This is a genomic window from Aurantimonas sp. E1-2-R+4 (assembly GCF_036549515.1).
In the GTDB taxonomy this organism is placed as follows: Bacteria; Pseudomonadota; Alphaproteobacteria; order Rhizobiales; family Rhizobiaceae; genus Aurantimonas; species Aurantimonas coralicida_A.
The window spans coordinates 15,207-34,059 of the sequence record NZ_JAZHLK010000039.1 but is presented as its reverse complement, the minus strand read 5'-3'; the positions used below and the strand labels follow the sequence as shown (position 1 = coordinate 34,059).

Sequence of the window (18,853 nt, the reverse complement as noted above, 5' to 3'; positions counted from 1 at the left end):
TCCCGCAAATCTGATGAAACAGCCTTTCCCATAGAGCACCTCCTGCTCACAGAGAATCAAACCGAACATCAAATGGGAACCCGTCGATTCAAATTATTCGCCGGATGCTCTAGACTCCCTCAGGTCCGCCGCTCGGACCGGCGCTTGAGGTAGGTGAGCAACAGCGCGGCAGGGAGCGCTACCGCCAGCTTGCCAACCGACAGTCCTTCGCGTCGCCGCTTGCTCGCGGGGGATTCTTCCTCCGGCGTCATAGGGGTGCGGCCGCGACCGGAAACATCGGTGTCGGAGGATTGTCCGGCGACACGATCAGCCATGGCGGCGCCGCGCTGGCCCAAGGGCTGCGGCGCCCCGGTGGTCGTGTCCCGGGCAGTCTGGTGTTCCATCTCCGAGTTCAACTCGCCGCCGACGATCAGAATGATCATCGTCAGCCAGATCCAGGTCATGAAACCGATCAATGCGCCGAGCGAGCCATAGGTGGCATCGTAGGAACCGAAATTGGCGGCGTACCAGGAAAACAGCAATGACACGATCGTGGTGACCACGAGCGTCAGGATGGCGCCCGGGGTGATCCACCGCCATTTGGCGTTCGCACGGTCCGGACCCCAGCGGTAGAGCGCGGCAAGGCCGAGCGAGAACACCACGATCATCAGGAGGAGGCTGAGGCCGGAGATCAGCCATTCCAGCCCCGTGCCCAAGCCGAGATAGCCTAGGAGAATTGGCAGAACCACGGCGAGGCCGATCATCAGCAGCGACACAACGATGAGACTCAGGGTGAAGCTGAGGGAGATCGCGTTCAGCTTGAAGAAGGAACGGTTTTCCCGCTCGTCATAAGCGACGTTCATCGCCTCGAACAGCGACTTGACTCCGGCATTGGCGCTCCACAGCGAGACTGCGAAGGAGATAACCAGCGACAGCCCCAACGTGGTGTCGCCCTTCGACGCAAGTCGTTTCAGTTGCGTCTCCAGAACATCCATTCCGCCACCAGGGATGAAGGCGCGCAACTGTGCCAGATGATCGCTGACCGTCGCCGGATCGGCGAAAAGGCCGTAGAGGGAAACGAAGGCGGCAAGGCCCGGGACTATGGCGAGAAGCAGATAATAGGTCACGCCCGCGGCGACGAGAGTGACGCGATCGTCGCCCATTTCCTCGTAAACCCGCCAAAGGATGCTCTTCCAACCCGCGACGGGAATTTCATCGGGCCGGTCGGCGTGTCGCCCCCGGCCCTTATCTCGAAGCTCGGCGTGATTTGTCTTCGCTCTGGTCATTCGCCCTCACCCGTCCCGGTTCTGCAGCAACGCCACGACCCAATAGGCGATCCCTTCGCGGGGCGGCGGGCGGGATAAACTTCTGTAGCCGGCAATGGATATCGTCATCCAGGGCTTTCGCACCAGCGGACGGTCTCAACCGTTCTCCGCCAGTTTCAATCCCTTGTCGAACACGCGGAGCACGGCGGTCAGGTCATGGCCGCGCTTCATAACGAGGCCGCCAGCGGCGACGACCTGGTACGCCCCCTGCTTTCGGGCGAGCTTCGGATTTTTCTCCACCCGATAGAGCGGCATTTCGCTGGCCCGGCGGAAGACCGAGAACACCGCCCGATCCTTCAACGTGTCGATGGCATAGTCCCGCCATTCGCCGGCGGCGACCATGCGTCCGTAGATCTTGAGGATTTCGGACAATTCTCGTCGATCGAACGAGACAATGGAAAAATGATTGGAATTCTGACGGGGAAAGGGGAGGAGATTGGTCGCGGTTTCTCCCTTCGATCCGAAATCCGTCAAGACTGCCCCTCGTCCAATGCTTTGCCGCGGAGGAAGCCGCAACTCTTCGGCATGTTCGCATGAAACCGGCCGCGGGCAAAACCGTTTCCGATGCCGACAACACGGAATGGCCATCTGGCGGCAAACGCGCGCCCGATGACTGATCGGCCGTCACCTGGCCGGCGTCATGGATCGGCGAATTCCATCTGCGCCGCGGCGAGAATCGGTCCCGGCATTCCATCCGCCGTCACGGCCTGAAGGATCACCGCGCAGCCACCCCCGCTCGGCTCTCCCCGTTTCAGTAGCGACGCCAAGGGCAGATCGATATCCATCGGTTCGCCCGCGGCCATGCCGAGAAGGCGCCAGCCACGGACGGGACGCGTGTTGACGATGGTGTGGCCGTTATTTTCGCCGCGCTCGATCGTCGTGGTCGCTTCGTCACCGAAGGTGACCAGCATCAGCACCGGTGCCGGACTGTCCGGATCCAGCCGGCCGACGTCCGCGGTGATGTGCAGGCGGTCGCCCTCGACACTTAACGCTACCTTCGGCGTGCCTCCCCCTTTTGGAAGCGCTGTCGTCTGCATGAGTTTGCGGATCTTCGCTTCATGCGAACCGACGACACCCTTGCGGCCATTCACGACCATTTGCGGGGTATAGATCGTGGTCGTGCCGAAGGCCTGGGCGTAAGCGCGCTGCCGCTCGGTGTTTTCGGGCGAACCGAAGATGTCGCGCCAGCCGATGTAATCCCAATAGTCGACGTGATAGCCGAGCGCGAGAACGCCGGGTTCCTTGGCCAGTTTGGTCAAAAGGCGATCCGCAGGCGGGCAGGACGAACAACCCTGGCTGGTGAACAATTCCAGCACCTGGGTGACCGGCTCGGCGGGTGCGTCGCCGGCCCGGGCTCCACTGACGAACGGGAAAAGCATCAGCAACGCGAATGCTGGAAAGGCGCGTCGAATGAGGTGAAGGACGGTCACGAGACCACCCTGGACAAACCTGCCGGCTCGTCTGCAGGACGGGGGTCGTCAGGGTGCTGGAGCATTTTTGCCTGGGTTTTCGTCATCGATCGTACCGTAGCGATCGAAGAATACGTCTGCCAGTCAATTGCGGATGACAAGTCATTGATCGGTCGGCCAAACGAGAGACGCCGCCGGCACGAGGCGCGGCGGCGTCGATGATCGTCATCTGCCATGTGCAGGCCGGCGTCTGGGATCAGGCCGCCAGCCGGCGCAGAACGTAGTGCAGGATGCCGCCGTTCTTGTAGTATTCCAACTCGTCGAGCGTATCGATGCGGACCTGCAGCTTGATCGTGCGGGTCGAACCGTCGGCCGCCTCGATCGTCGCTTCCATGATGTCACGCGGCTTGATGTCGCTAAGCCCTTCGATCGTGACCTTCTCGTCGCCCTTCAGGCCGAGCGATTCCCAGGAGGTTCCCGCCTCGGCGAAGACGAAGGGGACGACGCCCATACCGACCAGGTTGGACCGATGGATACGCTCGAAGCTCTCCGCGATCACGGCACGGACCCCGAGAAGCACGGTGCCCTTGGCAGCCCAGTCGCGTGAGGAGCCGGTGCCGTATTCCTTGCCGGCGAAGACGACGAGCGGCACACCCTCGTCCTTGTAACGCATCGCGGCGTCGTACATCGGCAGCACCTCACCCGACGGGAAATGCTTGGTCATGCCGCCTTCGATCCCGTCGAGCATCTGGTTCTTGATGCGAATATTGGCGAAGGTACCGCGCATCATCACCTGGTGGTTGCCGCGCCGGGCGCCGTAGGAGTTGAAGTCGACCGGGCGAACCTGATGGCTGACGAGGTAGTCGCCCGCCGGCCCATTGGCCTTGATCGAGCCGGCCGGCGAGATGTGGTCGGTGGTGATCGAATCGAGGAACAGACTGAGGATCCGTGCGCCCTTCACGTCGGTCACGGGATCGGGCTCCTGAGTCATTCCCTCGAAATAGGGCGGGTTCTGGACATAGGTCGAGCGGTCGTCCCAATCGTAGGTCAGGCCGCCTGACACGGCGATCTTCTGCCAGTGTTCGTCACCCTTGAAGACGTCCGCATAGCGGTTTTCGAACATCTCGCGCGTCACCGTCTCGCGGACGATCTTGGCGATCTCCTGGGTCGACGGCCAGATGTCCTTGAGGAAGACGTCGTTGCCGTCCTGGTCCTGGCCGAGCGCGTCCTTGGTGATGTCGACGAACATCGAGCCGGCAATGGCATAGGCGACGACCAAGGGCGGCGAGGCGAGATAGTTCGCCCGAACGTCCGGATTGACCCGGCCCTCGAAGTTGCGGTTGCCGGACAGCACCGAACAGGCCACGAGGTCGTTCTGGTTGATCGCCTCGGAGATCGGTTCGGGCAATGGCCCGGAATTGCCGATGCAGGTGGTGCAGCCATAGCCGACGAGGTTGAAGCCCATCGCGTCGAGATCCGACTGTAGCCCGGCCTTCTCCAGATACTCGGTGACGACCTGGGACCCCGGCGCCAGCGACGTCTTCACCCACGGCTTTACCGTCAGGCCCTTGGCGTGGGCCTTGCGGGCGAGAAGCCCGGCCGCGACCAGGACATTGGGGTTGGACGTGTTGGTGCAGGAGGTGATCGCGGCGATGACCACGTCACCATGCGACAGGCCGTGGTCGGTGCCTTCAACGGCATGCAGCGTCTGGCCGTGGCGGTTGTCCTGGGGCGTGTCGTTCACCCCGGTCGCGCCTTCATCCATATAGCGGGATTCGCCCTCGGATTTCGGTGTGTCGTTCTTCTTGCGTCCGCCATGAATCTCGGCGAGCGCGTCGTGGAATTTCGCCGCCGCCTCGGTGAGGGCGACGCGGTCCTGCGGGCGCTTTGGTCCGGCGAGCGAGGGAACGACCGTCGACAGGTCGAGTTCGAGCGTATCGGTGAAGATCGGATCGGCAATGCCGTCCTCGCGATACATGCCCTGGGCCTTGGCGTAGGCCTCGACGAGGGCGATGCGGTCCTTGTCGCGGCCGGTCGCCTCCAGATAGGCGATGGTGTCCTTGTCGATCGGGAAGAAGCCGCAGGTGGCGCCGTATTCGGGCGCCATGTTGCCGATCGTCGCCTGATCCTCAAGGGTCAGGTTAGACAAGCCCGGCCCGAAGAACTCGACGAATTTGCCGACGACGCCGTGTGCGCGCAGCATCTGGGTCACCGTCAGGACAAGGTCGGTCGCGGTGGTGCCTTCCGGCAGCTTGCCCTCGACGCGGAAGCCGATGACTTCGGGGATCAGCATGGAAATCGGCTGGCCGAGCATCGCCGCCTCGGCCTCGATGCCGCCGACGCCCCAGCCGAGCACCGACAGGCCGTTGACCATGGTCGTATGCGAATCGGTGCCGACCAGCGTGTCCGGATAGGCGATCGTCTCGCCGTTCTCGTCCTTGGTCCAGACCGTCTGGGCAAGATATTCCAGATTGACCTGGTGGCAGATGCCGGTGCCCGGCGGCACCACGCGGAAGTTCTCGAAGGCTTCCGAGCCCCAGCGCAGGAAGGTGTAGCGCTCGCCGTTGCGGCCGTATTCGGCGTCGACGTTCTTTTCGAACGAATCCTTGCGGCCGAAGAAGTCGACCATCACCGAGTGATCGATGACCAGGTCGACGGGAACCATCGGGTTGATCTTCTTCGGGTCGGCGCCGAGACTCCTGGTGGCGTCGCGCATCGCGGCGAGATCGACCACCGCCGGCACGCCGGTGAAGTCCTGCATCAGCACGCGCGCCGGGCGATAGGCGATTTCGTGGCCGGCCTTGCCCTTGTCCTTGGTCCAGTTGGCGACGGCGCGGATATCGTCCGCCGTCACCGTGCGGCCATCCTCGTTGCGCAGGAGATTTTCGAGCAGAACCTTCATGGAGAAGGGCAGGCGCGCCGCGCCGGCAAGGCCGTTCTTCTCGGCCTCCTTCAGATCATAATAGACGTAGTCCTTGCCTGCGGCGGAAAGCGTCTTGCGGCATTTGAAACTGTCGGATGCATGAGACATATGGCTTCGTTCCTTTTCGAACCAGGATGGAAGTCCGAAGGGCGAACGGCCTTGAGCGCCGCGGAAAAGCGCTCGAAGATGCGGGTACGACCATTTCCGCTTGTCCGCCCCGGCGCCCGCCGGTGCCGGGCGGGGCCTTGAGATCGGCGCTGAAGAGTTTCCACGCCGGTCGCTGGTGTGGTTGATGGCGTTATAGGCAAGTTTGTAAGGGCTATAAAGGGCGGAGAGGCTCGCAGTGCACAAAATCGCAAAAGAACACGGCCATTTCGCCATTTCGTCCAATCGAAAGCGCCGGATTTCAAGCCCGCCGGAGATGTCGCAATGACGAAGATCGCGACCATCGAGGCGCTGCGCGCGCTCTACGGCTCGCCGAGCGTGCGCGCGGCGCAAAAGCAGCTGCCGCGGCTCGACGCCCATGCGAAGGCGTTCCTGGGCAGAAGCCCTTTCGTGCTGATTGGCTCGTCGTCGCCGGGCAAACTGCCGGACGTCTCGCCGAAGGGGGGCGAGCCGGGTTTCGCCGCCATCATCGACGACACCCACATCGCCATTCCCGATCGGCCCGGAAACAAGCGCCTCGACACGTATGAGAACCTGCTGGCCAACCCGATTGTGGGGCTGTTGTTCCTGCTGCCGGGCATGGACGAAACCCTGCGCGTCAATGGTACGGCGGAAATCCGCACCGACGACGAGCTTCTCGACCGCTGCGCCTACGAGGCAAGCGCCCGATCAGCGTGCTTCTCGTCGAGGCGAAGGAGGTGTATTTCCACTGCGCCAAGGCCTTCATGCGGTCGGGGCTGTGGGATGCGGACAAACAGATCGATAGGGCAACGATGCCGACCCTCGGGGCAATGCTGAAGGACCAGATCGGCCTCTCCGGCGAAATCCAGGACATCGATCGCGAGATGGTCGAGCGCTACAAGGTGACGATGTATTGAGGCCGGAACTTTCCAGGCGCCCTGCCACATGAGAATCGCGATCTCCGACCTTTGCGTGGGGCGCGGCACGATTGTCGTAGCCGGGCCGATCGACATCGCGTTGTCCGCCGGCGAGGCGCTGGTCGTGACCGGTCCGAACGGGGCCGGCAAGTCGACCCTGTTGCGCACGCTCGCGGGTTTGCTGCGGCCGCTCGCCGGGCACGTTGCTGTCACGGGCGCCACCGCCGCCGACGGCGAACCGGCCCGGACCGTCGCCGAGATCGCCCATTATGTCGGCCATCGCAACGCCATGAAGCCGGGCGTCAGTGTTGGCGACAATCTCAGCTTCTGGCGGGATTATCTCGGCGGCGGCGGGCGTTCGATCGAGGCGGCGCTCGACGCCGTCGGCCTCCCCGATCTGGCGCATCTGCCGTTTTCGTATTTGTCGGCCGGCCAGCAGCGGCGGACAAGTCTCGCCCGGCTTCTCGTGGTCGAGCGGCTGGTGTGGATTCTCGACGAGCCGACATCGGCGCTCGACGCTTCCTCGCAGCAGCGATTCGGAGCCCTGATGGACGCGCATCTGGCCGGCGGCGGCATCGTTATCGCCGCGACCCACCAGCCGTTGGGGATGGCGGCGGTACGCGAATTGCAGTTGGAGTCGCGCCGACTGCCTGCCGCTGACGAGCGATCCAGCGGCTTCGACGAGGCGGCGATCGCCGCCGCCGAGGGTTGGTTATGATCGCGCTGTTCCGCCGCGACCTGGGGCTCGCCTTTTCCGGCGGCGGCGGAGCGATGACCGGCGTGATCTTCTTTCTCGCCGTGGTCGCGACGATCCCGTTCGGCATTGGCCCGGACCTCAATCTTCTGTCGCGCATCGGGCCGGCGATTCTGTGGATCGGGGCGTTGTTGTCGGCGCTGCTCACCCTCGACCGGCTGTTCCAGGCCGACCGTGACGACGGCACGCTCGATCTTTTGATCGCCGGGCCGACGCCGCTTCCGCTTGTCGTCCTCGCCAAATGCCTGGCGCTCTGGGTCGCCTCCAGCTTGCCGCTGGTCCTCGCCGCGCCGGTTCTCGGCCTCTTCCTCGCGCTCGATCCGGTGGCGATCGGGGCGGTCATGGCGACGCTTCTCGCCGGCACGCCAGCGATCACCTTCATCGGCGCCGTCGGGGCCGCCGTCGCGGTCGCTCTGCCGCGCGGCGGACTACTGGTCTCTGTCCTCGTCCTGCCGCTGGCGATCCCGGTGCTGATCTTCGGCGTCTCGGCGACATACGGCGCGGTCAACGATCCCGATCCGTTTCTGCCGCCTTTCCTCATTCTCGTCGCTTTGACATTGTTCTTCGGAGCGCTGGGTCCGATCGCGGCCGGCGCGGCGCTGAAAACCAGCGCGGATTGACAGCGGGCCGGCCAAGCCATGGCGGGGCGCCAAATCATGCGATTGTCTATTTGCCGCTCGCCCTGTGAGCTTCTAGAGTAGGCTTATGACCGACCTTTCCGCCGCCAAGCCGTCGCGCTTCACGATTCTCGCCAACCCGACCCGCTTCCTGGCGTTGTCGGGCAAGATCCAGCCCTGGCTTTACGCGCTGGCTTTGCTCGCGCTGGCCGTGGGATTGTTTCTCGGCTTCACCGCGCCGCCGGATTACCAGCAAGGCGCGACCGTGCAGATCATGTTCATTCATGTGCCCTTCGCCTGGATCGCGATGATGGCCTGGACGGTGATGAGCGTGTCGGCGCTCGGGACCCTGGTCTGGCGCCATCCGCTGGCCGACGTGGCGGTGAAGGCCGCCGCGCCGATCGGCGCCGTGTTCACGGCGCTGTCGCTGATCACCGGCTCGATCTGGGGCCGGCCGATGTGGGGCACCTGGTGGGTCTGGGACGCCCGGCTGACCTCGGTGTTCATCCTGTTCCTGATGTATCTGGGGTTGATCGCGCTGACCCGGGCGCTGGACGATCCGGGCAGGAGCGCCAAGGCGGCGGCGATCCTCGTTCTGGTCGGCTTCGTCAACATTCCGATCATCAAGTTTTCGGTCGATTGGTGGAACACGCTGCACCAGCCGGCGAGCGTGCTGCGCCCCGACGGCCCGGCGATGCCGGCGGTGTTTTTGACGCCGCTGCTGATTTCGGCCGTCGGCTTTACGCTGCTGTTCTTCGCCCTGCATCTGACGGCGATGCGCACCGAGGTGCTACGCCGCCGCGTCGCGGCGCTGTCGCGGCTTGCAGCCCGCAACGCCGAGGCCTGAGGACACGTCATGAATTATTTCGGCTTTATCGCATCGGCCTACGGGGTCTCGGCGCTGGCTTTGGTCGGGCTGGCATTGTGGGTTTTCCTTGAGGCTAAGGCGCAGCGGCGCGCTCTGAAGGCGCTCGAGGCGAGGGGCGTTCGCCGGCGGTCCGCCGGTCGCGGCGCGGCTCCGGAGACGACAGGGACGGCACAATGACCAAGGAGCCGACAGAGACGACGATCCCGACCGTACCTGCGCCAGTTGACGGCGAGACGCCGCCCTCCCGTCCCGCCAGGCCGCGGCGCAACTGGCTGGTTCTTTTGCCGCTGCTGCTGTTCGGCGGGCTTGCCTCGGTCTTCCTCTATCAGCTGCTTTCAGGAAAGAACGCCCAGATCATCCCATCGGTGCTGATTGGCAAGACCGCGCCGGAGACTACGTTGCCGCCTTTGGAAGGGCTCAAGGGACCGGACGGCCAACCGATTCCGGGTCTCGACCTTGCGGGGTTCGGCGACGGTCGGCCGGTGGTGGTCAACGTCTTCGCCTCCTGGTGCGTGCCCTGCCGCGTTGAGCATCCCCTGTTGATGGACCTTGGGAAGGATGACCGGTTCCGGCTGGTCGGGATCAACTACAAGGACAAGCCCGAAAACGCGCTCGAATTCCTGGAATCGCTTGGCAATCCCTATGACGCGGTCGGAGTCGATCCCAAGGGCACGGCGACGATCGACTGGGGCGTCTATGGCATCCCGGAAACCTTCCTCGTCACCCCGGACGGCGAGATCGTCTATAAGCAGACGGGGCCGTTCTCGCCCGAGCTCATCGAGACCGGGCTGATGCCGGCGATCGAAGCGGTGTTGGCGCGGGGGTCTAAGCCCAAGGCGCCGACGAGTTGAGTTGTGGCGATCGGCGGATTTTGTCTATGTTCCTTTGACCATGGCGTCGGATCCGATCGCGGGGGGCCTCACCGTCGTCCGCATCCTGCATGGCCAGATGAATATCGAAGACCATCTGTGATCCTATGTCTGAGCCCTCTTTCTCCCTCCGCACGCCCGAAGACGGCGCCCTGCCGCGCAAGGTGTGACGGATAGCGACCCGGATTTCGCACGCGCGATGTGGTATGAAGAAATCATACCAAGGTGAGAAATCGGGTAAGGATCATCGCATGCCTCCTGTGGAAAAGCGCACTTTCAGCCTGCCCATCGAACAGGCGGACTATATCGACAACCTCGTCGCGACCGGAACCTACGCGACCTCCAGCGAAGTGATCCGCGCGGGATTGCGGGCCTTGCAGGAGCGCGACGCGGCGGTAGAACGGTGGCTGCGGGAAGAGGTCGTGCCGGTCGCGTCCGCCACGCGGGCGGATCCCGGGCGTGCCATCCCCGCCGAGCAGGTGTTCGACGAAATTCGGGCATTTCATGCTCGGCGCCTGAAAGACCCAGACCGTGCCGCATAGGGTCGTCTTCGCGCCGGAGGCACGGGACGATCTGTTACGACTTTATCTGTTCATTGCCGAACGTTCGAGTGATGCACGTGCGTTGGCTTATGCGCAGCGGATCGAGGCATTTTGCCTTGGCTTCGCGGATTTTCCGGAACGGGGTACGCGGCGGGACGATCTCTTGTCTGGCCTGCGAGTGGTTGGGTTTGAACGCCGGGTTTCTCTCGCGTTTCATGTCGATAGTGAGAAGGTGGTTTTTGACAGGATTTTTTACGGCGGCCGCGATCTGGCGGCTCTCATAGACGACGGGCCGCGATGACCCCCTCCTTCTCCCTCCGCACGCCCGAAGACGACGCCCTGCCGCGCAAGATCTGCGACACATGCGGTTTCGTCGCCTACGAAAACCCCAAGATCGTGGTCGGCTCGGTGGTCCGCCACGATCGCAAGATCTTGCTTTGCAAACGGGCGATCGAGCCGCGCAAGGGTTTTTGGACGATCCCGGCCGGCTATCTGGAACTGAACGAGACGCCCGAGGACGGCGCCCGCCGCGAGGCGCGGGAGGAAGCCGAGGCGTCGCTCACGATCGAGCGGCTGCTCGCGGTCTACGCCGTTCCGCGGATCAGCCAGGTGCAGCTCATCTACCGGGCGCGGCTCGCCGAGGCGACCATCGCGGCGGGACCGGAAAGCCAGGCCGTGGATATGTTCGCCTTCGATGCCATTCCGTGGGACGAACTGGCCTTTCCCTCGGTCCACTGGGCGTTGAACCACGATCGCGAGGCGGAAGCCGGCGCGCCGCCGGTGCCGTTCGGCAATCCCGACGGCGCCACCGGCAACGTCATGCCTGATGGGCGCGTCTTGAAGACCGGCGAGTTCTGACGGCGCCCCCGGCCGGCGTCACTTCTTCGCGGTTAGGTGCTCCTTGACCAGTGGCTCGGTGGCGTGGCGCTTGATCAGCGGAAACTGCGCCATCATGAAGAGGATGGTAATCGGCATCGTGCCCCAGACCTTGAACGCGACCCAGAAATCCGTCGAGAAGCTGCGCCAAATGACCTCGTTGAGGATGGCGAGGAAGATGAAGAACAGGCCCCAGCGCAGGGTCAGCTTGCGCCAGCCCTCGGCATCGAGCTTGAAGGCCTGATCGAAGACGTAGCCGAGCAGCGACTTGCCGAAGACGAGCCCCCCGAGGAGAACGGCGGCGAAGAGGCCGTTGACGATGGTCGGCTTCATCTTGATGAAGGTCTCATCCTGCAGCCACAGGGTCAGCGTGCCGAACACCAGCACGACCGCGCCGGAGACCAGCGGCATGATCGGCAATGTCCGGGTGATCGCCCAGGACACGCTCAGCGAGATGGCCATCGCCGCCATGAACAGCGCGGTGGCGACGAACAGCGGGCCACCCAGTTCCTGCAGCACCGGAAAGGCGTCGGCGATCTGCTCGCCGCGCGCATTGGCGAAGAAGAAGACCAGCAGCGGCCCGAGCTCCAGCGCGAATTTCAGGAGCGGATTCATCTCCTTGCGGGTGGGAGAGTTCGGTTCTTCTTCGATGATGTGGTCGGTCATGGGCACTCCGTGTTCGCCCTCATATCGTTCGGGATCGCGGCAAATGATAGGCCACCGGGCGGCGATCGCCGAAATCTTGTCGATCTTTAATGTGGGCTGGCGCTATAACGGCGCCGCCGGCGCGGTCCCCGCGATGGCGCTGGCAAAGTCCTTGGCCTTGAACGGTTCGAGATCATCGATGCCCTCGCCGACGCCGACGAAATAGACCGGCAGCTTGTGCTTGGCGGCGATGGCGACGAGGATACCGCCGCGTGCCGTGCCGTCGAGCTTGGTCATTACCAGCCCGTTGACGCCGGCGACATTGCGGAAGATCTCGACCTGGTTGAGGGCGTTCTGGCCGGTGGTCGCGTCGAGGGTCAACAGCACGGTGTGCGGCGCGTCGGGCTCGCGCTTGCCGAGGACACGGATGATCTTTTCCAGCTCTGCCATCAGTTCGGTCTTGTTCTGCAGCCGCCCCGCCGTGTCGATGATCAACACGTCGGAATCGTTCTCGACCGCCCGGTCATAGGCCTCAAATGCCAGCCCCGCCGCGTCGGCGCCGATCTGCTTGGCGACGACCTCGGAGCCGGTCCGTTCGCCCCAGATCTTCAATTGCTCGACGGCGGCGGCGCGAAAGGTGTCGCCGGCGCACAGCGTCACCTTGAGCCCGGCGCGGGAAAGTTTCGCCGTGAGCTTGCCGATCGTCGTGGTCTTGCCGGTGCCGTTGACGCCGACCACGAGAATGACGTGCGGCTTCTTTTCCAGATCGAGTTCCAGCGGTATCGCCACCGGGGCCAGCGTCTTCTCGATTTCGTCGGCGAGGATCGAGCGAACTTCCTCACCGCCGATCTCGCGGCCGAAGCGGCCTTCCGACAGGCGGTCGGTGATGCGCAGCGCCGTCTCGACGCCGAGATCGGCCTGGATCAGCACGTCCTCGAAATCCTGTAGCGTCTCCTCGTCGAGGCGCCGCTTGGTGAAGATCGAGCCGATCGAGCCGGAGAGTTGGTTGGACGAGCGCGACAGTCCCTGGCGCAAGCGTTGCAGCCAGGGTGCCGGTACCTCGGGGGTGGGCGCGGCTGGCGCCGCCTGCTCGCGAAGCCGGAAGCCGGCATTGGGATCCACCGGCGGCCGCGCGATCGCAGGCTGCGATGCCGGGGCGGGAAGCGGGTGATCGGCGGCGCCGTCGGGGACCTCGTCGAAAGCGGGATCGATCCGTTCCGCCGTATCAAGCGCGTCGTCTTCGTCGTCCGCCGACAGGTCCTGGTCGAGCCAGGAAAAGTCCGCCTCCTCGTCGGGCAGATCGTCGCCCTGCCCGTCGAGATGCCCATCGAGATGATCGTCTTCGGAGGCCGGCCCGACGACGGGGGCCGCCGCGTCGGCGGCCTCGGAGGATTCCCGCCGTTCGCCCGCGACGGGCGGCGGCGTCTCGTCCTCGGGAAGAATCGGCTCTTCCAGAAACGAAAAGTCGGGGCTTTCCGATGTCGTTTCTTCCGGCTCCGGCGCCTCGAGCCATGAAAAATCCACCGTCTCGTCCGGGCTATCGAATTCCGCTTGCTGCGGTTCCTGTCGGTCTAGGAGGATTTCAGCGCTTTTTTTTTGAGCCGTATCCGTCTGGCGGGTGACTGTATCGTCGCCAGACTCGCCAGACTCGCCCGACGCACGCGTTCCCGCGACTTCGGCCAGCGGCGTGATGCCGCCGCCATCCTCCACCGAGGCGCCGGCCTCGCTGTCGGCGACCGAGCTGGCTGCTGCCTCCGGATGCATGTCCGGGTCCGGCGATCCAGCACGACCGACTTCGGTGTCGGAGGGGCGCGGTAGCTCACCATTCTCCGGCACGCGATCTTCCTCTCGGTCGGAGCCGAAGGAAAAGATGCGCCGGAAGAAGCCTTTTTGCTCAACCATGGTTACGTCGGTTCTCTTCGATAATCGGGAGGGCACGGGCGAAAATCTGGCCGCCACGTTCCTCGACAATGATAGTGTCGACGATCTCGCCGGGGAGCCCAGCGTCGACGTGACAGACGGTAAAATCCTCGCAGCGGCCGATGCGGTCGCGTTCGACGAGCACGCTTTGCACCGTGCCGACCAGGCGGGTCAGGTGCGCGGTATGGGCTGCTTCGCCAGCCTCGCGCAGCCGCGCCGCGCGTTCCTTGACGATCGGACGGGGCAATTGCGGCATGCGCGCTGCCGGCGTGCCCTCGCGCGGCGAGAACGGGAAGACGTGGAGGTGGGTCAGCCCGCATTCCTCGACCAGTTTCAGCGAGTTCTCGAACATGGCGTCGGTCTCGGTCGGAAAACCCGCGATGATGTCGGCGCCATAGACGATGTCCGGCCGCGCCGCCCGCATGTCTTCGCAGAACCGGATCGCGTCGTCGCGGTTGTGGCGGCGCTTCATCCGTTTCAGGATCATGTCGTCGCCGGCCTGTAGCGAGAGATGCAGATGCGGCATCAGTCGCTTTTCCGAGCCGATCGCCTCGATCAGCGCCGGGTCCGCTTCGATGGAATCGATCGAGGAGAGCCGCAGGCGCATCAGATCCGGCGCATGGCGCAGGATCGCCTGGACGAGGTCGCCGAGCCTTGGCTGGCCGGGCAGGTCGGCGCCCCAGCTGGTCATGTCGACGCCCGACAGGACGATCTCGTTATAGCCGCCGGCGACGAGGCGCTTGACCTGATCGACGGCCGCGCCCATCGGCACCGAGCGCGAATTGCCGCGTCCGAAGGGGATGATGCAGAAGGTGCAGCGATGGTCGCAGCCATTCTGGACCTGGACGATGGCGCGCGCACGGCCCTCGATCGCGTCGACCATGTGGCCGGCGGTCTCGGTGACGCTCATGATGTCATTGACGCGGATTTTCTCGTCCTTCGCCACGCCGAAATCCGGAAGGGCGCGATAGGATGCGGCAGCAAGCTTGTCGTCATTGCCGATCACCGCGTCGACTTCGCTCATCTCGGCGAAACGGCCGGGTTCGGTCTGTGCCGCGCAGCCGGTGACGACGATGCGGGCCTGGGGGTTGTCGCGCCGGGCCCGACGGATTTGCTGGCGCGCCTGGCGCACCGCCTCGGCGGTGACGGCGCAAGTGTTGAAGACGATCGCCCCCGCGCCGTCCTCGCCGAGACCGGCGGCTAGCGCCTCGCGCTTCATCACTTCGGCCTCGTAAGTGTTCAGCCGGCAGCCGAAGGAAACGACGTCGACGCCCATCAGGCGGGTTCCGCAGCGGTCTGGTCGTCGCGGACATACGCGCCCGTCGCCGGGTCGAGGTGGCCCGACCATTCCCATGTCGCGGGGCCGGTCATGACGACATGGTCGTCGTCGCGCCATTCGAGCAGGAGGTCGCCGCCCGGCACGGTGACGGTCACCGTCCGGCCGGTCCGCTGTGTCCGCGCGGCCGAGACGGCGGCGGCGCAGGCGGCCGAGCCGCAGGCCTGCGTCAGGCCGACGCCGCGCTCCCAGGTCCGCAGTGTCAACGCCTCCGGGCTCAACACCTGGGCGATCGAGATATTGGCCCGTTCAGGAAAGATCGGATGGTTTTCGAGGATCGGGCCGAAGCGGTCGAGGTCGTAGCTCCACACGTCGCGATCGACCCAGAAGATCGCATGCGGATTGCCCATCGAGGCAACGGACGGCGAATGCAGCACCGGCGCGTCGATCGGTCCGATCTGCAATTCGATGGCGCGGGTATCGTGGAACTCCTCGGCCAGCGGAATCTCCTGCCAGCCAAAGCGTGGCTTGCCCATGTCGACGGAAATCAGGCCGTCGGCCCGTTCGTTCGCGGTCAGGATGCCGGCGCGGGTCTCGAAGGTGAAATCGGTGCGGCCGGTCTCGACGCCGAGCGCCTGGACGACGCAGCGGGTGCCGTTGCCGCAGGCTTCCGCCTCGGAGCCATCGCGATTGATGATCCGGATATAGGCATCGGTGCCGTGGGTCTTGGGATCATGGATCGCCATGATCTGGTCGAAGCGGGTCGCAGGGTCCGTGGCCAGCGCACGCGCGCCATCTGCCGAAATGCGGGCATTCGTGCCGCGCAGATCGGCGACGATGATCTCGTTGCCAAGCCCGTTCATGCGCGCGAAGGCGATGGCGGTCTCAGCGGCGGTGCCGGCGCTCTCGGTCATGGCGGCTATATGGCCGATCATGGTGGCAAATGAAAGGAGGCCGCGTGGGTAGGCCACGCGGCCAGAGGCGTTGGAGGCCTCCTCGTGCCGAATACGGGCGGTGGGACGTGACGGTAGAACGACTGTCCGCCATCACGCCCAGTTCGGTCTCGCGAGTTGCGCGCCGAGAAGCCGCCCGTTTCGCTCTTAGTTGGCCGGTGCGGGCTCGGTGGCCGCGGGGGCTTCCGGCGCCGTCGTCTCGGCCGGAGCTTCAGGAGCGGCGGCCGGAGCCTCGGATGCGGCCGGGGCCGCGTTGCTCTCAGCGGCGGGTGCCTCGACGTTCACGTCCGGCGTGTCGACGGTGACGCTGGTGCTGCTGTCGCCCGCGTCTCCGCCGCCAGACAGGCCGTCGCCAAACAGGAAGAAGGCACCGATGAGAAGAACGAGAATGAGAACCGCGGCGGCGATCATGCCGCCGCTGCCGCCGCCCCTAGGACCGTCGACGCGATCGTTGTTGACGATGACGGTGCGGTCCTCCCGGGAAGGGGGGGTGCCCACCGGAGGTGGGACGTCGCGCGGGTCGGACATGGATGTGCTCCTTTCGAGGCGCCGGCGCTTCTGCGTGCCGGGCGAGGGAGGAGCGCCGGTTTTTCCGGCGCTCCCGTGATGCGCGACGGCCGTCAGCGGACGACGTAGACGACCTTACGCGTACTGGCTTCGACGAGCACCGGCTGTCCGTTCACATAGACGTAGCGGTACTCGTAATCCGGAATCTCCCGAAGTTCGACCGTCTCGGGAAGGCTGGCGCCGACGACGGCTTCGCCCTCGAGATAGACAGGATCGACCTGGTTCGAGCGGACATAGGATACGGCGGTTTCTGGTGGGTCGATGACAGCGCCCGCGGCAAGACCCGCCGCTCCGCCGATCGCCGCGCCGATCGGGCCGCCTACGATGGCTCCCGCGACGGCGCCCGTCGTTGCGCCGGCGAGCCCGCCACCCGCATCGTTTTCGTAGGTTGCCACCGGAACTGCCAGTTCCTGCCGGCGGGTCGTAACGACGACCTGCTCACCCGACATGTCGGCGGTCAGATAGTCGGAATAAGCCCAGCCCTCCTGGCCGTCAACGGTCACCTTGCACCAGGAACCGCCTTCGATGCAGCCCTCGACCGTGGCATTGCCCTCATTCGCAATCACGCCAACGATCTCGTAGTTCGGTCCTGGGCCAGCGCGGACGTTCAGGTCGGTCGTCGCTTTGACAACCGTCTGAGCAAACGCTGGCATAGCCGTTGCGGCGATAGCTGTAGCGGCACCAGCTGCGAGAATGTTCCGAAGTTTCATAAAGTTAATCCCAACGAGAAAAGCCCTTCGCTCCTCAAAATGTCACAGGTTGATAATTGTTCCTGACTAACAGCTGCGTTGCGCAACTATTTTTCGTTGCTCAGCGAGAGAGGCGAGGATTCAGCCTGGATCCTCCTACTTTTCCCAGTCAGTCCCAATGGCGTCCCGGTCGACCTCGCGCGCATCCCGCTCGATCTCGGCGCATTCCTCGCGATCCGTGGCATCGGCGGCTTCAGGCAGCTCGGCTTCGTCGGCGGATGCCGTCAGGGCCAACTTGAAATACATCGGGTAGTGGTCGGAGCCGATGTCCGGCAGGCGCTTCATCGCGATCAGATGGAGGCGGGCATCGTGAAAAAGGTGATCGAGCGGCCATCGCATAAACCAGAAGCGCGTGTCGAAGGTGTTGTAAAATCCCCGGCCGACACGCGGATCAAGCAGCCGCGATATGCGTTGGAACAGGCGTGTCGTGTGGGACCATGCGACGTCGTTGAGATCGCCACAGACGATGGCCGGCATCGGATCTTCGAGGGCAAGCTTGGCAACCGTGACCAGCTCCGCGTCGCGGCCGGCTGAATCCACATGGGGGACTGGCGGCTCAGGATGGACGCAGAAAAGACGAAGGGATTGATCGTCCGGCAGGACGACGGTCGTGATGATCGAGGGCACACCCTCCATGACGAGATATTGCACTTTGGTATCCCGCAAATCGTGGCGGGACATGAGAACCATGCCGTAGGAGTTCTCCAGCGGATGCGAGACACCATGCGGCCTGCCTTCCGAGAGAGGCTTGAGAGCCTCCGCCCAATTTCCGTCGGTCTCCATGAAGATCGCGATATCCGGATCGGCATCGCGAACCAGCTCGATTGCCCTGTCATAGTCGCGGTTGGACATCTTGACGTTGTAGGAAAGGACCGACACGGTGTTCTTGCCGTTCGGGTCCCCCTCGTAGCGTTGGGACTGGCGCTTGCGCAGCGGCGTGAACTGCGCGATCGAAACCGCCTGCACGACGAGAACGATGGCTTGTCCGGCAAGCAGGCTCCACATCCACATGGCGGGCGCAACAAGCCAGACGGTCAGCGGCACGAGGACCAGCGTCAGGGCGAGAAATTGCAGCCGGGGAAAGGCGAAAACCCGGACGAAACCGTGCGCGATACGGGCGAAGGAGATGCCGGTCGCGAAGAGCAGAAACACCGTGACTGCGGTCAGGATTATGGCAGCGGTCATGAGTTCAACGCCGTTGGAGTGATCAGTTCGAGAGCCGGGACAGGTCGACCTTGGTCGAGCAATTGTATCGCAAGCGGCGCAGAACAAGGCCACAGGCGTTCTGCCTGCTGACAGCGGGTTCCGCGGGATCGCCTTCCAAACCGCGCGCACGCGGCGACTCTGGCCGCTTTCCCAGCCATCGGATTTGACAATTCGAGCGCATTGGTGTTGTTGCCGGCCAAATCCGCGACATTCCGTCCGCGACCCGCCGACCATGCCCCTCCTCTTGGAGCCGCATGGAGGTCCCCATCCGCCAGCGAGTTTCGCCCGCGGATGCGATCATGCTTTGAGCATCGTTTGCTCCGGGCATGAGG

The 18,853-nt window shown here is 64.4% G+C and carries 20 protein-coding genes; 9 read left to right on the top strand and 11 right to left on the bottom strand.

The window, feature by feature from the left end:
• Positions 1-119 precede the first annotated feature (119 nt).
• From VQ045_RS16325 to acnA, 4 genes are all read right to left on the bottom strand, one after another.
• The gene (locus VQ045_RS16325; protein WP_331830858.1) at positions 120-1,265 is read right to left on the bottom strand and encodes a YihY/virulence factor BrkB family protein; all 1,146 of its coding nucleotides are present in this window, start codon (positions 1,263-1,265) and stop codon (positions 120-122) included.
• A 135-nt stretch (positions 1,266-1,400) separates the two neighbouring features.
• The gene (locus tag VQ045_RS16320; RefSeq protein WP_442879888.1) at positions 1,401-1,778 is read right to left on the bottom strand and encodes a DUF2794 domain-containing protein; all 378 of its coding nucleotides are present in this window, start codon (positions 1,776-1,778) and stop codon (positions 1,401-1,403) included.
• Positions 1,779-1,942: 164 nt separating this feature from the next.
• Positions 1,943-2,734, bottom strand: coding sequence for a DUF1223 domain-containing protein (locus tag VQ045_RS16315; RefSeq protein ID WP_331830856.1), 792 nt, complete (start codon positions 2,732-2,734; stop codon positions 1,943-1,945).
• A gap of 235 nt (positions 2,735-2,969) precedes the next feature.
• Positions 2,970-5,744: an aconitate hydratase AcnA gene (acnA, locus tag VQ045_RS16310; protein ID WP_331830855.1), complete on the bottom strand. Its 2,775-nt coding sequence runs from the start codon at positions 5,742-5,744 to the stop codon at positions 2,970-2,972.
• A 321-nt stretch (positions 5,745-6,065) separates the two neighbouring features.
• On the opposite strand from acnA, the gene VQ045_RS16305 reads away from it, so the two are divergent.
• From VQ045_RS16305 to VQ045_RS16265, 9 genes are all read left to right on the top strand, one after another.
• Positions 6,066-6,599, top strand: coding sequence for a pyridoxamine 5'-phosphate oxidase family protein (locus VQ045_RS16305; protein ID WP_331830854.1), 534 nt, complete (start codon positions 6,066-6,068; stop codon positions 6,597-6,599).
• A 108-nt stretch (positions 6,600-6,707) separates the two neighbouring features.
• Positions 6,708-7,397: a heme ABC exporter ATP-binding protein CcmA gene (ccmA, locus tag VQ045_RS16300; RefSeq protein ID WP_331830853.1), complete on the top strand. Its 690-nt coding sequence runs from the start codon at positions 6,708-6,710 to the stop codon at positions 7,395-7,397.
• The gene (ccmB, locus tag VQ045_RS16295; RefSeq protein ID WP_327622742.1) at positions 7,394-8,053 is read left to right on the top strand and encodes a heme exporter protein CcmB; all 660 of its coding nucleotides are present in this window, start codon (positions 7,394-7,396) and stop codon (positions 8,051-8,053) included. The genes ccmA and ccmB overlap by 4 nt, the downstream gene beginning before the upstream one ends.
• Positions 8,054-8,138: 85 nt before the next feature.
• Complete coding sequence (locus VQ045_RS16290; protein WP_331830852.1) at positions 8,139-8,897, top strand: heme ABC transporter permease; 759 nt, start codon at positions 8,139-8,141, stop codon at positions 8,895-8,897.
• Positions 8,898-8,906: 9 nt separating this feature from the next.
• Positions 8,907-9,095, top strand: coding sequence for a heme exporter protein CcmD (ccmD, locus tag VQ045_RS16285; RefSeq protein ID WP_331830851.1), 189 nt, complete (start codon positions 8,907-8,909; stop codon positions 9,093-9,095).
• Positions 9,092-9,769, top strand: coding sequence for a DsbE family thiol:disulfide interchange protein (locus VQ045_RS16280; RefSeq protein WP_331830850.1), 678 nt, complete (start codon positions 9,092-9,094; stop codon positions 9,767-9,769). The genes ccmD and VQ045_RS16280 overlap by 4 nt, the downstream gene beginning before the upstream one ends.
• Positions 9,770-10,038: 269 nt before the next feature.
• Positions 10,039-10,329 carry a ribbon-helix-helix domain-containing protein gene (locus VQ045_RS16275; protein WP_331830849.1) on the top strand — a complete coding sequence of 97 codons (291 nt, stop codon included), beginning with the start codon at positions 10,039-10,041 and terminating at the stop codon, positions 10,327-10,329.
• The gene (locus VQ045_RS16270) at positions 10,319-10,630 is read left to right on the top strand and encodes a type II toxin-antitoxin system RelE/ParE family toxin (RefSeq protein WP_331830848.1); all 312 of its coding nucleotides are present in this window, start codon (positions 10,319-10,321) and stop codon (positions 10,628-10,630) included. Before VQ045_RS16275 ends, VQ045_RS16270 begins: the two co-directional genes overlap by 11 nt.
• On the top strand, positions 10,627-11,187 hold the full coding sequence (locus VQ045_RS16265; RefSeq protein WP_331830847.1) for an NUDIX hydrolase: 561 nt from the start codon (positions 10,627-10,629) through the stop codon (positions 11,185-11,187). Before VQ045_RS16270 ends, VQ045_RS16265 begins: the two co-directional genes overlap by 4 nt.
• A gap of 18 nt (positions 11,188-11,205) precedes the next feature.
• Here VQ045_RS16265 and VQ045_RS16260 read toward each other — a convergent pair whose 3' ends face one another.
• The 7 genes from VQ045_RS16260 to VQ045_RS16230 all read right to left on the bottom strand — a co-directional run bounded on the left by VQ045_RS16260 (position 11,206) and on the right by VQ045_RS16230 (position 18,500).
• Positions 11,206-11,871, bottom strand: coding sequence for a septation protein A (locus VQ045_RS16260; protein WP_327622735.1), 666 nt, complete (start codon positions 11,869-11,871; stop codon positions 11,206-11,208).
• 102 nt (positions 11,872-11,973) lie between these two features.
• Entirely contained in the window at positions 11,974-13,752 is a 1,779-nt protein-coding gene (gene ftsY, locus VQ045_RS16255; RefSeq protein WP_331830846.1) for a signal recognition particle-docking protein FtsY, read from the bottom strand.
• Positions 13,745-15,046 carry a tRNA (N(6)-L-threonylcarbamoyladenosine(37)-C(2))-methylthiotransferase MtaB gene (gene mtaB, locus VQ045_RS16250; RefSeq protein ID WP_331830845.1) on the bottom strand — a complete coding sequence of 434 codons (1,302 nt, stop codon included), beginning with the start codon at positions 15,044-15,046 and terminating at the stop codon, positions 13,745-13,747. The genes ftsY and mtaB overlap by 8 nt, the downstream gene beginning before the upstream one ends.
• On the bottom strand, positions 15,046-15,960 hold the full coding sequence (gene dapF, locus VQ045_RS16245) for a diaminopimelate epimerase (protein ID WP_331830844.1): 915 nt from the start codon (positions 15,958-15,960) through the stop codon (positions 15,046-15,048). The genes mtaB and dapF overlap by 1 nt, the downstream gene beginning before the upstream one ends.
• 186 nt (positions 15,961-16,146) lie before the next feature.
• Entirely contained in the window at positions 16,147-16,527 is a 381-nt protein-coding gene (locus tag VQ045_RS16240; protein ID WP_327622731.1) for a hypothetical protein, read from the bottom strand.
• 92 nt (positions 16,528-16,619) lie between these two features.
• Positions 16,620-17,219, bottom strand: coding sequence for a DUF1236 domain-containing protein (locus VQ045_RS16235; RefSeq protein WP_331830859.1), 600 nt, complete (start codon positions 17,217-17,219; stop codon positions 16,620-16,622).
• Positions 17,220-17,411: 192 nt separating this feature from the next.
• A complete protein-coding gene (locus VQ045_RS16230) occupies positions 17,412-18,500 on the bottom strand; it encodes an endonuclease/exonuclease/phosphatase family protein (RefSeq protein WP_327645353.1) in 1,089 nt (362 codons plus the stop codon).
• Positions 18,501-18,853: the final 353 nt, after the last annotated feature.

Coding starts and splice junctions, on each gene's coding strand:
- VQ045_RS16280 (WP_331830850.1), top strand. CDS start 9,092: ATGACCAAGGAGCCGACAGAGACGACGATCCCGACCGTACCTGCGCCA.
- mtaB (WP_331830845.1), bottom strand. CDS start 15,046: ATGGGCGTCGACGTCGTTTCCTTCGGCTGCCGGCTGAACACTTACGAG.
- VQ045_RS16305 (WP_331830854.1), top strand. CDS start 6,066: ATGACGAAGATCGCGACCATCGAGGCGCTGCGCGCGCTCTACGGCTCG.
- ccmD (WP_331830851.1), top strand. CDS start 8,907: ATGAATTATTTCGGCTTTATCGCATCGGCCTACGGGGTCTCGGCGCTG.
- VQ045_RS16240 (WP_327622731.1), bottom strand. CDS start 16,527: ATGTCCGACCCGCGCGACGTCCCACCTCCGGTGGGCACCCCCCCTTCC.
- dapF (WP_331830844.1), bottom strand. CDS start 15,960: ATGACCGAGAGCGCCGGCACCGCCGCTGAGACCGCCATCGCCTTCGCG.
- acnA (WP_331830855.1), bottom strand. CDS start 5,744: ATGTCTCATGCATCCGACAGTTTCAAATGCCGCAAGACGCTTTCCGCC.
- VQ045_RS16265 (WP_331830847.1), top strand. CDS start 10,627: ATGACCCCCTCCTTCTCCCTCCGCACGCCCGAAGACGACGCCCTGCCG.
- VQ045_RS16235 (WP_331830859.1), bottom strand. CDS start 17,219: ATGCCAGCGTTTGCTCAGACGGTTGTCAAAGCGACGACCGACCTGAAC.
- VQ045_RS16260 (WP_327622735.1), bottom strand. CDS start 11,871: ATGACCGACCACATCATCGAAGAAGAACCGAACTCTCCCACCCGCAAG.
- ccmB (WP_327622742.1), top strand. CDS start 7,394: ATGATCGCGCTGTTCCGCCGCGACCTGGGGCTCGCCTTTTCCGGCGGC.
- VQ045_RS16290 (WP_331830852.1), top strand. CDS start 8,139: ATGACCGACCTTTCCGCCGCCAAGCCGTCGCGCTTCACGATTCTCGCC.
- VQ045_RS16325 (WP_331830858.1), bottom strand. CDS start 1,265: ATGACCAGAGCGAAGACAAATCACGCCGAGCTTCGAGATAAGGGCCGG.
- VQ045_RS16230 (WP_327645353.1), bottom strand. CDS start 18,500: ATGACCGCTGCCATAATCCTGACCGCAGTCACGGTGTTTCTGCTCTTC.
- VQ045_RS16275 (WP_331830849.1), top strand. CDS start 10,039: ATGCCTCCTGTGGAAAAGCGCACTTTCAGCCTGCCCATCGAACAGGCG.
- ccmA (WP_331830853.1), top strand. CDS start 6,708: ATGAGAATCGCGATCTCCGACCTTTGCGTGGGGCGCGGCACGATTGTC.
- ftsY (WP_331830846.1), bottom strand. CDS start 13,752: ATGGTTGAGCAAAAAGGCTTCTTCCGGCGCATCTTTTCCTTCGGCTCC.